The organism is Paenibacillus sp. UMB4589-SE434 (assembly GCF_030226685.1).
GTDB lineage: Bacteria > Bacillota > Bacilli > Paenibacillales > Paenibacillaceae > Paenibacillus_B.
In genome coordinates this window covers 350,949-363,039 of sequence record NZ_JASOYK010000001.1, presented here as the reverse complement: position 1 = coordinate 363,039, position 12,091 = coordinate 350,949, and the positions used below count along the sequence as shown (strand labels likewise).

The following is a 12,091-nucleotide window of genomic DNA, read 5'->3' as shown; positions in this document are numbered from 1 at the left end:
ATCCATTACTCCCGTAAAATGGAAGTCGAAATGCGAAACGAGCCTTAGAAGCGATTCTAAAGGCTCGTTTTTTTGCGGACTTTATTGTTGATGTTTTTACAGTTGTCTGCCCTCATAGGCATCCCCATACGACTCGAAATTGTCAGCCAACCAAAACCAATTTCCACCTTTACTAGCGTATAAATGCTCTAACAGTTCCGTAAAGCTTTTAGCAATAATCTGACTATCCCCTGGTGTTGCATGGGTTTCCAAAAAACTATCATAGCAATAACCTAAATGAGAAGCGCTTAAGTCGATGCTAATGTACTGGTTTATTTGTTCAGATTCAGCAATTAGATACCACTCGTTACTAATATCTCCTTCTAGTTCCTCCCAAATAACATCATCCTCTAGGTAAAGCCTCTTACTAGTTGGAATAAACTCATTTGAAGAAACTATTTTTATCCCATAAGGCTTATCTGAAAACATTTGTAAGGAGTCATAATGGCTAAAGAAATAATTCAAATCTTCTGGAGGAGCTGATTCATTTGTGAAGTCTGTTGTCCTCTTCACAAGTCTGCAATTACTATCCTGTTCAATTTTTTTAATAACCTCTATTATCTTCATAATTACTCCTTCAATCACAAATTTACTTGCACGTAGTATAAATATCGCTCAATGTACATCATCACTTCAATTCTGATCCTATTCAAAGTCTTGTTTGTTCAGCAAATTTGGAAAACTGGCTGTAATTGTTTCCTTCATTCCCTTGGTGTGTCGCGGCAATAGATGAAGTTTCCTTATATTTTTCAATTTTAGAATAGGCGTAATATCTCGGCTCTTATTCTCTAATGCCAGCATCAAAGATAAATACTCCAATCGCATTAATTCTCCAACAGGCCCAAAGCTTTTAACTGGCTTTCCCGTCCCGCTCATTCGTCCATGATTAAGACTTAATTCCTTTACATTCGATAATGATGCAAGCGCCGTTAAATCGTACAAGTGATTCATGCCATAGATATATAAGGTTTGTAGGTTCTGTAACCCTATCAGAAAGTTCAAATCTTTTACTTGGGGCAAATTCGCTAGAATCAACACTTCTAAGCTATGTAAACATGACAAATTGGGGAGATCCCCCATTTTTCCAGAGGAAATATGTAAGTACTTTAGATTCGGCAATGTAGAAAATATTCGTAATCGTTCTTCATCTAGATCAGTGAGGTAGATTCCCTCTACCATTTGATTACCGACCAGCGACTCATAATTCACATATTCCTTCTTAAATTTTTTCAGAGGCGTAAATAAATCAACAATCCGAGTATCTTCTTCCAATGTAGCAAGATCAAAGTTCTCTGCTCTCCTAGTCCCCTCCATAACACCCAAATGAGCATAATAGGAAACAGGAGATTTCTCATCCAGCAAATATCGCTCCCAGTTCATCTTGTTCGCTCACATCCTTCTAAAAGACGACCGTGCTGCATGAACACAGTCTGTCAGTATGTTCGTATTCAAGCAAATCGTAAAGAATAAGCTTTATTGTTGAACCATGATCCATTTTCAAAGGAATTTCGCGTGCCCACATTTTAATGTCATTTATCCATGCAGCGCTCCTCCTAATCAGAAATGATTCCTTTCTTTTTCAGGAACAAAAGCCAATCATCCTGTTCAGAATCCGGGATCACCCTGCAATATCCAGATCCAAACACAACATTTTGCATAAAGAAATCTAATTCTCCAAAGCCATTCATCGTAGTTCCGTCTTCATCCAATCTATAAACATTCCCGTCAAATCTGTTCATGAGTATTGGTTCATACAGAATCTGGCCTATTGCTAGCCATGATTCTTTATCATCTTGCATATCTGAGAGCACATATTGATGACCCTCTAATTCACTGTAACTCCACAAATCAATGTCACCGCACCGTGCTCCATTTGTTACTTTTAATAAGTCGTAGTATTTCCCTAGCTTTAACGAATCAGCTTCTTTATGAATTCCCGTAATCCCGTCATTTAATTTTCCAAACACAATAGCTGAAGGATCTTCTTTTAAAGCTACTTTTAGGCAATCAATCATTTTTGTAATATCCTCGTTCATTCAAAATCAACCTCTCTACACTTTTTAGGGCGGGCATTTCATATATACTTTTAAGAATATTGCCAATAGCTTTTTATGGGGTTCTCAATCGAATCTTCTAACATTTGTGCATATAAATAGATAGCACCGAACGCAAAGGGATAACTTTTTCTTGGTTTTATGAGTGTATCTGGATACCCATCCTCATCGACCTGAAATAGAAAATCAAAACCGTCATCATGCAACTCCGTATAATAATACTTTTCTCCCTGAATATGCCTTGGAGTTCCCCCGAATTTAATAAGAAAACGTTCCTCAAATGACGCTTTATCACTTAGTATGTTGGCTTCTGAAATATAGTGCTTTACTAAATCAGGATCGGCAAAAGTACCAAGTTTACTCTCTTCTGTTTTAGGATGTTTCATTGTTAATAATGAACAATTGGGATATCTATTTTTCGAAATACGATCTTCAAAATCTTTAGGAGCAAAAATGGAGATCATCTCAGTTTCATCAAAAGGGTTAACGATAGAACAATAAAAATACCTCTGCATATCCTTATTAACCATGCCTTCTAGTTCATCAAAATAAGCCGGTGCATTCCCTCCGATCCATCCATTACGGCTATCCTTTTCACTCGTTTGAAAAAGCATACACTCTTTTCGTTCTTTAAGGCTTTTTAAATCTCTCATTGTAATCCCCTTTCTCTATTTACATTTCATGTGATATCGTCCTGTTCATCTTCTCACCATACTTCGACACCAATCGAGTTAAATCCTACCAGAAAGGGGAATTGCTATGTTTAAAACATCAAAAACCTGCACAAAGGCAGGCAGGAACAATTGCACTGAATCGGCAATTCCAGTAATATGAGGCTAAACGCATTGTAGTCAGCGACCTAACCGATGTCAAAGTCAAAAACAGATGGCACTACATCTGTATGTTGGTCGATCTTTTTAATCGAGAAATTATTGATTTCAATGTGGGGCCGAAAGACGCTGCACTCTTAGTAATGCCTTCAGCATCTGAAATTGAACACCTAATTTACGGAACACTAGGCTATATGAGTCCAGTTGATTTCAGAAAATTGGCCCTTAAAAAGTTGTCTAGTTTGGTGTTGACAGTCCAGTTAGCTGATGTTGTCTCTTCATTGAATCAGCTTACATATTGCCTTTCTTTCCTATTGTTATTTCTCCTTCATGGTAATTCTCAATGATAATTCCTTCATCAAAATTTATAATCCATGTATCAAATCCTACAGCAACTATATCTTCAAAATTTTTTATAATATCTTCTATAGTCGTTTCTATTACCGGCAAGTTGTTCTCATTCCAGATAATAAAGTATTTTTCGGTTATATCAATAGAATAAATATTTAACTCTAAAGGCTCTTTAATAGTGAATTTATGGGGGGTCAAGTTCCAATCAACCCTGCCCCACTTAGTAAAAATAAATTCGTCAACCATCTGCTTAACTAGTTCTTGTGATTTTTCATGACTATATATACGAGAATTTACATCAAGGACCTCAATACACTCGTTAAACAAATTTCCATATGAAACATCTTTTTTTATTTTTTTCTTAAGTTGTTCAATTCTAATCATACGGGCGTTCTTATCTTCCATTTACCATCATCCTTGATAATCTTCTTTGTTATAGTATTTAGACAATTTCAGCTAACGTTCTTGTATCTACGAACCCGAGAAGCTTAAGGGAGCAACGCGACCGAGTCCGACGGGCTTAGCCTCGCAAGGCTGCCTGCTGAATTCACTTCCCCGAATCGCCTCTTGCAGACCAAGGGGAGACCAGTCCCCCGATGCATGAACATGGTGCTATCTGATGGCTCAGCCTTATTCGAATTGCTCAATCAAAATCATCAATTCCAAGAGATTGGACACTTCTCCAGTCGGGTATACTTTCATCTGCTTCAACTTTTCTTTATCTGATCGATAAGCTATGAACCTTATCCCTGCGCTTATCGATGCCTTCCCATCTATCCATGAATCACCTACAGAGAGCCATTCATTCGCTGAATGCTGAAACTCATCCAACACTCGCAAATATCCATCAGGTGAAGGCTTCAATGCTTTGATTAACTCCCTACCAATAATGAAATCAAAGTATTCAGAAATATCATTATCTCTTAATGCGATTCCTGCAGCTTCAACAGAATTATTCGTTACAATTGCAAGTTGATATCTACCTTTGAGTTTACTAAGGACCTCCACAGCACCAGGCTCCAAGTCTGCCCCCTTCATTCCACACACTTCATGCTTCTTAGCAATATCCCACATATCATTTCGTAACTCTTCACTCATTCGATTCGTTTGTATTGCTTCTTCAACAATAGTTGATGTTGTATGGTAATTAAGATCATATCCATCGGTTAGAATCTCTTTCGATACGAGAAATTGATAGGTTTCATTCTTCATGACTTGGAAGTCAATTCTTGATCTTAAAATAGTATTATCCATATTAAATACAATGCCTTTTAATGGATGCTTCATAGGATTGTGAGCTGACTCCACTTCTCTGCTTACCTATTCATACGAACCAAAGTTGTAGCCGGAGCGGATATACGGTCTAGGCCATCTTAGATCAACTAGATAATTCTTTTCTATATTACATCCTTGTTATTCGCAGAATAGGATCGTATTGATGGAAATTCTTGTGATTCAATTTTAAAATATACATTATCTTCAGACCAATCATCCCAACCTTCGGCTTTAGAATGTGGAACATTCGATACATAATATCTTAAATCAAATCTTTTAATAAGCCTGGTTGTAAACTCTTCAATTCCCTTCAATTGACCCTTATTAACCTCCAATTTTATACCCTTATTATCCATGCCGAATAGTCGCTCTCTCCATACGGAAGATACACTTACTGCATACACAACATCTACGAGATGCTCTTTATGTTTTTTCTTTCTTATTCTTTTATTTATATCAATTCCTCCTAGTTATACTTCAATTATTAATTTTAACTTGCCTTGATGTCATATAACGTTCTTGTGTCTCCGAACCTACAATGTCTTAAGGGATCGACAGCGTCCAGCCGCAACGCGGCGTAAATACAATTTTAGATGAGTTCATCCACATCTTCTAATTATCCCCTCCAAAAGCTTTGGTTTATGCTTAATAAATTGTTCTATTAATTGCTCACCAAATATTGTAATACTGCGTTCCCAAGGATGACCTAAAAGGCCAAAGCTAAAATCATTGGATAAGAATAAGGAATAATCTCCATCAGGATAAAATGAAATTCTTTGGTACGTGTCTTGTAGATATGGAGAGTAATAAAACGATTCATGCTGCCAATCAAGAGCATATATGTATTCTTCTGGTTCTAAACAAGTTCTTAAAGAACTTGCACAAAATTCTTCAAATTCATCGATATCTTCATCATGATAGATCTTCTTTATTTCAAAAGTTACAAATGGACTATTTACAGTAAATGTAGGCCAGTCCTTAGGATATACAGTTGGCTTGAATGAAAAATCTATATAGAATCTATCCCATACTCTTCTATATTCATCATCCTCTAATGAAATCCAATTATTCATTAGCTTCACCTCGTTCTACCTAGATTGTGTTGTAAAAGATGTTTTTTATGTACGTCTGATCTCCATAACGAATCACCTTTGGATAATCAGATATCTCCTGTTTCAATAAATCATTACTCTCATTTATTTTGCTTTTAACCTCTGCCCTTGAGTAAATACGATATAGTACATTCTTTACTTCTCTAAAATTATGAATTGAACTGCGTACTCCTAGTTTCACCATATTGTATTGATCAGTAAAATCATGAAACAAATCGATTAATATAAAACTTTCCCTATCATCTTTATCAAAAAATACATAAACATCCCCTTGACCTACACTGTAAGGTCCTTCGCCATATGATAGATATTTATGATACAATTCTGCTAGATCGATATTGATATGAAATAATCTTATTAATTCCTCAAAGCTAGATGCCTCATCTGCTTCATCTATCAAATCAAAAAACGGCAAATAAAAGGATATTTCAGTATAACTCTCCATTTTTATTTCCTTTCTTTCTTAAGATGAATAATCCAGATCAGTGTTAGTCGAATTTTCTTTGAATATCCCTCACAATATGATTGGTTTATATTTTAATCCTTCTTCTATGATCTCTTCCGGAGATAGATCTTGATAGTATATTAAATCAGATATATCAGGCATCATCATATTCGCTGTTAATACTTCCAAATAAAAACTAGTGTCATTTCCATATGTCTCTATATCTAGGATTCTTCTAACCAATTCAATTAATTCATCTTTCGTAATTTCATTCATTTTCACCGGATAAGGGTTACTAGCTTCGTTTACAAAATCATCTATCGAAATGGAACGCCAGTAATTTGAAAAGTAATACTCGTCATATTCTCTTCCCGTCAATTTATTGAATTCTTCAATTTCAGCAAAAGCTGTTTTTCCACTTTCTAGTAACAACTCAATTTGTTCGATTTTTGATTTTAATAGGTTTTTAAATTCATCAGTTCTATTTATCGGTTCTAATTCTTTTCGTAATTTCATTTGTTGTAACCCCCTCCATTTTTCTATATTCAACACCATGAATATGTATCAGCAATTCCGCCCAATTCGATTATTATAGCTTTGATTTTATCCATCTCTTTAATTCCTCTCGAATTTCATATAACGTTTCTTTCCATCACGAACCCGAAAGGCTTAGTAGCATAGCGACTGGCCACGATGCAGTTAGGAAAAGGGTTGTTCGCTGATTTCACCGCACTGCTTATCTCTTAGGGCAAAGCCCACAGCGAAGACAGCAGTAGATACAGTGTTAGTGTTATACGATGGTATTTTGAAAATACCCAGATCATTGCCTCTTTATCATCATTTGAATGAGTTCCCTATTATCGCCTGCATCTGGTTCAGCATTATCCCAATCTTGACCATACATCATGTCAGTGTGTCTGATAAGAAAGTCGAGTTCAATCCATCGATTCTCAATAATCAACTCAAAAACATATGCGATTTTATTAACCATAAACTTATTAAGCGTTTTCATATCTTCCTGAGAAAGTTGGTTCTTCGGACCCGCATGCATTTCTTCAATAGGACCATTTCTAAAAGCAAAATGCGTAATTGCTTTTGAAATCACTGTTAAATTATCACTAACCATTAGAGTATCTTTATATTTTTCATTAACTTCCTTTGCTTCGTCAGTCTTCGCTAGAAGTAATTCATCAAGTATAGAATTCCTTATTGTGATCCCGAATTTCCTTCTTCTGTATGTGATTTTAGATTCTTTAACTTCAAATAATTGTGAGATAAGGTAATCTGACAGTTCTTCTTCAATAAACAGGTTCTTAAGTAGTTCTGGGGTGAGTTCTTCTAGATTTAATTTTTCACCTGCTTCTTTTCTTGTTTTAAGTTCTTCATATAATTTCATAGCATATACCTCCTACTATTAAATTCCTTGCACTATCATATAACGATTTATTATTCGCAACGTCCATTGCCCTTAGAGATCTCTTATCTTAGGGAGATCGATGTATCCACCTGACTCCACATCTCAGCCAATATCCCCGGACGAACCGCAGCGTGAATATAATGTTATAGGGGCCTTGGCTTCATCGATGTTCTTACTCAATTTGCATTTTGGTTAGACGATGATTGTCATTAATCATTCTGGTTGGACAGTTTCTGACTAATAAAGATTTCATTCAAACCGATAGTAGTAGCTATTGCAAAATCCGTTAATTTACTATCATATTTGTGGATCTCAAGGCTCTTGAGTTTGAATTTGAAATTACCTATTGCCAGATCACTATCATTGTATTTATATTGAATAAACATTTTCAAACCATCATAGATGGAACATATAACCATAGGGAATGCTAATTCCCATTCAATATCACCTCTCAAATCATCTTGAAGTCGTGCCTCATTTTCAAAGACGATGCCTCCTTCATAAGGCTCAATTACGAAATCAATGATGGCGAAACGTCCTGGCGGCCCAGACTGTCTAATGTATCTAGCCCGTTGTTCAACACGTTCTACTACAGAAATAATCGATACTTTGTCTTTTTCATAAGGTGGAAATATCCAAATTTTATTTACCACTCGTAATGCCCCCATGTCATTCGCCAAATAATACTGAAGTTGCGCTTACCTAACCCATTAACTTAACAAGGCAAAATCAACAATAAGCGTTATATCGGATCGGTAAGCTATGAGCTTTATCCCTACGTATCTCTATGCCTTCCCATCTATCCATGAATCGCCTACAGAGAGCTATTCATTTGATGGCTTCAACAGAATTTTCTCGTTACAATTACAATCTGATATCTACCTTTGAGTTCACTAAGGACCCTCAAATGGCAAAGCCCGCAGCATAGAGATGATGCTATATGATCGATCTTCTTGGATAACTTTCATGATCATTGTATTTATATGAATTTTTGTTATCCAGTTAAATCTAGGCATAATAACCTCCTTCTAACAGATAAGTTGTTGTCTCTTTATAATGTTTATAGATCTTACTGAATGCTCTGTTTGCCTTATGTTGATATTTTCCATCACTTAAGCATGGCCTAATTACTTTCACTACTTCCGTCATATTCGTATCACTTGGTAACTCACCAGATATTAATTTTTCTAAGTCTAATTGAAACATCCCTTCAAAGTTTTCAGAACAATCCCCGTACACATATATTGCTTTATTATCATCCATTTTTAGTAATTTAAATAGGATACAAAATGCCATTGGACTAACACCCTTCAATCTTATTTATAATTTGCAGCCGATACTTCATATAACGTGCTTGTGTCTCCGAACCCTTAATGCCTTAAGACAGCAGCATCCCGCCACGGCCCGACGTAGATATGGTCTTAAGCGAGTTCGGCCACTTCCTATGTTCCCCTCATTCAATAATTCCTTGGCTTAGTAGTTCACTTTTAGTCGCTGGCCTTAAAGAAACGGCCCCTCTTGATCCAATCTTATTTCCATTTTTACTGTTATATAAACAACCGCATGTTCTACATTCTTTTAATACTGTATTACTAATTGTATTTGTATAATATTGGAGTTCGCCTTGGCATACATCACATGATTCTTCATACGACCTATTAAAAATAGTTAGACCCTCAACAATTGAAATATACAATTTAAAATATTCTTTTACTTTTCGCTCTTTTACTATTTTCTCCACTCTCTTAAATGTATCTTTGATCATGTCCTCTGAAAAAGCCAAATCGTTTGGATCTAATGACTTTAATGTGTGATTCCAGTTGATTGTCCAATTTGGATGTGCATTTTTTATGTATTTTTCGATATAAACCCAAGAATCCTTAAACTTATTAATAATAACCAGTGGAACAAAGTTACTTCTTTGCGAAATAAGATCTAGAAATATTTCATTAACCTTATTTAGATGGCCATATATATTCATGACATCACCCTTATTATTTTTGTCTGATTTCACTTAACGTTCTTCTATCGATGAGCCCGTGAGGCTTAATGGAGTTAACTTTCATTCTTCATTTAGCTTTCATCTATCATCCATGAAAAATCTTTCGCAATTGCATTTGCAAGATCTGTAATCTTCTTTTCCAAAACATCATTGATACTCCAAGGGACTGCTATTTCAATTAAATTTATTTCTTCAATTCCATCAAGTGAATCAAACGCATAGTTTCCTTGCGAATTCGCAGGGATACCCATAATTCTAATAACCTCTCCATCAATCTCCTTAATATAGATTAAGTTGCTCTTCTTCGTGAATTGTAGAATTGTTACTATGTACTCATCGAGTTGATTTACTCTTATCTTCTTCGAATACAACCTATCAGAACAAATTGAAATAAAATCGTACATAGTATGTCTCCCTTATATATTATGTGAAGGAATTGTTATATGTGGTACACGCCCCTATAAAATACAATCACCAAGGTTCTTTAATCCATGTTTCTCTTCGAGCTATAAATAATTCATTCTCCTGAAGCTTCGAGAAAAATATTGCCTTATCGATAACTTGATCATAATTCATATTGCCTTTATTTATTATGGCAGCATCAAACATCCATATATCATCCAAGTCATTCTGCATTAACGCTTCCCAAGGACGACCATCCGCTGCTTCATTAGTAAAATACACACCAGAATGATTAGGGAGATGTGAGAATGCACTTATTACCTTCCAAATCATTGATCGATGCTCTTCTCTTAATACGTAGTCGTAAGAACTTTGTACAATCTCCTCTGTCCAAAAAAGAAGGCTAACTTCAAGCCAAGATTGCTGCAATTCTTTGATGCTTTTTGAGGTCCAACCCATAACAAAAGGACGAATGTGTAAAAGATGTCCATCCATCATAAGTTCTTTTGTATCTTCACCTTCACTCACATACATAGAGCCTTCCTCATCCATTTCCCACTCTAGTCGAAGAAAAGTAGATACAATTCCAGCGTCTTTAATCCCACAGTCATGTAATACGTTTATAAAGTCATGCATGATCTCTTTTATATTGGTTTGATCGCACTTTATATAAGTTTGGATTTGAGAATATTCCGGCATCGTATCCCTCATTTCATTGTTGCGTGTATTTCACCAAACTATTTGTCCGAACTTCTTCAACAATTCCATATTATGAAAATTAATGAACTTCGTAAATACCTCCTATATCGGCAAGGGGTATATATTAGAATATAAAAAAACCGCGATTTAAGCGGTTTGCAAGGCCTATATAACATCAGTGACTTTCCTATTGTGTCATCAAGAGAACATGCTTGCTTTGCCATCGAACGTATTTATATACAATTAATATGAAATGCTCCTATCCTAATCCCAATCCATATACGATTGAACACTTAGCTTTTCATTTCCGCAATCAGGACAGTCCAGTTGGATATCCTCTATGTAGTCAATAGGCTTTGGTGGCATTAAAGCCGAGCAGCGTGGACAAGTATAACGATTGGTGTAAGCATCGCTATCTGAATTGATGTGCAAATACACCTCATTTAGCAGATAACGACACGACTGACAAACATATAGGCCGTCAAAACATTCAAACGACGCTTCCTTGTCCGTTTGAATGAACGCTCTGATTCGTTGTCGACCGACGTCATCCTTGTACCATTCTAGTATGGAACTCAAACTACAATAGTTGAACCCGAATCCTATGTATATATTTTGGCTGTATGCGCAATGCCCGCAGCTCAATTGATAAGCCACTCCCATTAGTTCAGCCTCCTTTATGTTGTTCTACATTTTTTAAGATCACCCTCTGTTGAATTTACAACTTCCTGCGATTGCTCTTGTTCAGAAACGATCTAGTAAAATAAAATGAAAGTCCAACTGACAACAATAAAGCAATCAAGCTCTTTAAGTGATAATCGGAAATCATAGTTGAAACAAACGCATTAACAAATACTTGAATGATGATCAACAAGACCATAAAAACTGCAACCGCATATAGAACCCTCTTTGCATTTATCACTTTTTTATTCCCTCCACATAAATCTCTCAGTGACTGTCATTTAAATTGCCTATTCCATATTATGAGATTCGATAGACTTCGTAAATACCAAATCGCACATCAGTTAATCCTACAAAAAAACCGCGATTTACGCGGCATGTGATGTTTATATTAACTTTGGAATTGGAATATTCATCTTCATGATCGAGCTCGATCCCGCTTATTCATTTTCACATTCTGTATTTAAATATCAAGCGTTAGTTTTTAAAAGCTAATCCTTCATTCTGCAGAGCAGCCCTAAGTTTAGGCAAAGATGCCGGCCCCATACCGTGAAATTGCAAGATTTCTTTTTCAGTATATGTCGAAAGCTGTTTTAGTGAAGTTATTCCATTGTGTTCCAATGCCCGCCGCGCTGGTGCCGAGAGAAGCGCAAGAAATCCATTTACCGATTTACGTTCTAGCTCACAGATCGGGCAGGTTGGACAATCGCTGCTTTTATAGTATTGATGCCCTTTTTTACAAGTCCTTAACGTTTTGTTTGTTGTCGCCATGTTTATCTGTCAC

General features: G+C 35.9%; 18 protein-coding genes. All 18 read right to left on the bottom strand.

The annotated features are described in order from the left end of the window. Positions 1-96: 96 nt before the first annotated feature. The 18 genes from QP775_RS01755 to QP775_RS01670 all read right to left on the bottom strand — a co-directional run bounded on the left by QP775_RS01755 (position 97) and on the right by QP775_RS01670 (position 12,078). Positions 97-606 (bottom strand): SMI1/KNR4 family protein, encoded by a 510-nt coding sequence (locus tag QP775_RS01755; protein WP_285103098.1) that lies wholly within the window; start codon positions 604-606, stop codon positions 97-99. Positions 607-684: 78 nt separating this feature from the next. Then, positions 685-1,401, bottom strand: a complete 717-nt coding sequence (locus tag QP775_RS01750; RefSeq protein ID WP_285103096.1) for a leucine-rich repeat domain-containing protein — start codon at positions 1,399-1,401, stop codon at positions 685-687. Between the two features lie 191 nt (positions 1,402-1,592). Continuing rightward, complete coding sequence (locus QP775_RS01745; RefSeq protein WP_285103094.1) at positions 1,593-2,075, bottom strand: hypothetical protein; 483 nt, start codon at positions 2,073-2,075, stop codon at positions 1,593-1,595. Positions 2,076-2,125: 50 nt separating this feature from the next. Next, positions 2,126-2,746 carry a hypothetical protein gene (locus tag QP775_RS01740; protein ID WP_285103092.1) on the bottom strand — a complete coding sequence of 207 codons (621 nt, stop codon included), beginning with the start codon at positions 2,744-2,746 and terminating at the stop codon, positions 2,126-2,128. A gap of 468 nt (positions 2,747-3,214) precedes the next feature. Then, positions 3,215-3,679, bottom strand: a complete 465-nt coding sequence (locus QP775_RS01735) for a CDI toxin immunity protein (protein ID WP_285103090.1) — start codon at positions 3,677-3,679, stop codon at positions 3,215-3,217. Positions 3,680-3,904: 225 nt separating this feature from the next. Beyond that, complete coding sequence (locus QP775_RS01730) at positions 3,905-4,561, bottom strand: HAD family hydrolase (protein ID WP_285103088.1); 657 nt, start codon at positions 4,559-4,561, stop codon at positions 3,905-3,907. A gap of 110 nt (positions 4,562-4,671) precedes the next feature. Beyond that, positions 4,672-4,905, bottom strand: a complete 234-nt coding sequence (locus QP775_RS01725) for a hypothetical protein (RefSeq protein WP_285103087.1) — start codon at positions 4,903-4,905, stop codon at positions 4,672-4,674. A gap of 243 nt (positions 4,906-5,148) precedes the next feature. Further along, the gene (locus QP775_RS01720) at positions 5,149-5,622 is read right to left on the bottom strand and encodes a DUF2716 domain-containing protein (RefSeq protein ID WP_239327299.1); all 474 of its coding nucleotides are present in this window, start codon (positions 5,620-5,622) and stop codon (positions 5,149-5,151) included. A gap of 19 nt (positions 5,623-5,641) precedes the next feature. Continuing rightward, on the bottom strand, positions 5,642-6,106 hold the full coding sequence (locus QP775_RS01715) for a hypothetical protein (RefSeq protein WP_239327298.1): 465 nt from the start codon (positions 6,104-6,106) through the stop codon (positions 5,642-5,644). 69 nt (positions 6,107-6,175) lie between these two features. Next, entirely contained in the window at positions 6,176-6,622 is a 447-nt protein-coding gene (locus QP775_RS01710; RefSeq protein WP_239327297.1) for a hypothetical protein, read from the bottom strand. 304 nt (positions 6,623-6,926) lie between these two features. Then, a complete protein-coding gene (locus QP775_RS01705; RefSeq protein ID WP_239327296.1) occupies positions 6,927-7,502 on the bottom strand; it encodes a hypothetical protein in 576 nt (191 codons plus the stop codon). 230 nt (positions 7,503-7,732) lie between these two features. Then, the gene (locus QP775_RS01700; RefSeq protein WP_239327295.1) at positions 7,733-8,191 is read right to left on the bottom strand and encodes a hypothetical protein; all 459 of its coding nucleotides are present in this window, start codon (positions 8,189-8,191) and stop codon (positions 7,733-7,735) included. A gap of 340 nt (positions 8,192-8,531) precedes the next feature. Next, positions 8,532-8,819, bottom strand: coding sequence for a hypothetical protein (locus QP775_RS01695; RefSeq protein WP_239327294.1), 288 nt, complete (start codon positions 8,817-8,819; stop codon positions 8,532-8,534). Between the two features lie 157 nt (positions 8,820-8,976). Then, on the bottom strand, positions 8,977-9,537 hold the full coding sequence (locus QP775_RS01690; RefSeq protein WP_285103081.1) for a hypothetical protein: 561 nt from the start codon (positions 9,535-9,537) through the stop codon (positions 8,977-8,979). Between the two features lie 59 nt (positions 9,538-9,596). After that, positions 9,597-9,929 carry a hypothetical protein gene (locus tag QP775_RS01685; protein ID WP_285103079.1) on the bottom strand — a complete coding sequence of 111 codons (333 nt, stop codon included), beginning with the start codon at positions 9,927-9,929 and terminating at the stop codon, positions 9,597-9,599. 67 nt (positions 9,930-9,996) lie between these two features. Beyond that, positions 9,997-10,626, bottom strand: coding sequence for a hypothetical protein (locus tag QP775_RS01680; protein ID WP_285103077.1), 630 nt, complete (start codon positions 10,624-10,626; stop codon positions 9,997-9,999). A gap of 264 nt (positions 10,627-10,890) precedes the next feature. Continuing rightward, positions 10,891-11,289 (bottom strand): hypothetical protein, encoded by a 399-nt coding sequence (locus tag QP775_RS01675; RefSeq protein WP_285103074.1) that lies wholly within the window; start codon positions 11,287-11,289, stop codon positions 10,891-10,893. A 495-nt stretch (positions 11,290-11,784) separates the two neighbouring features. After that, positions 11,785-12,078, bottom strand: coding sequence for an RNA polymerase alpha subunit C-terminal domain-containing protein (locus tag QP775_RS01670; RefSeq protein ID WP_285103072.1), 294 nt, complete (start codon positions 12,076-12,078; stop codon positions 11,785-11,787). Positions 12,079-12,091: the final 13 nt, after the last annotated feature.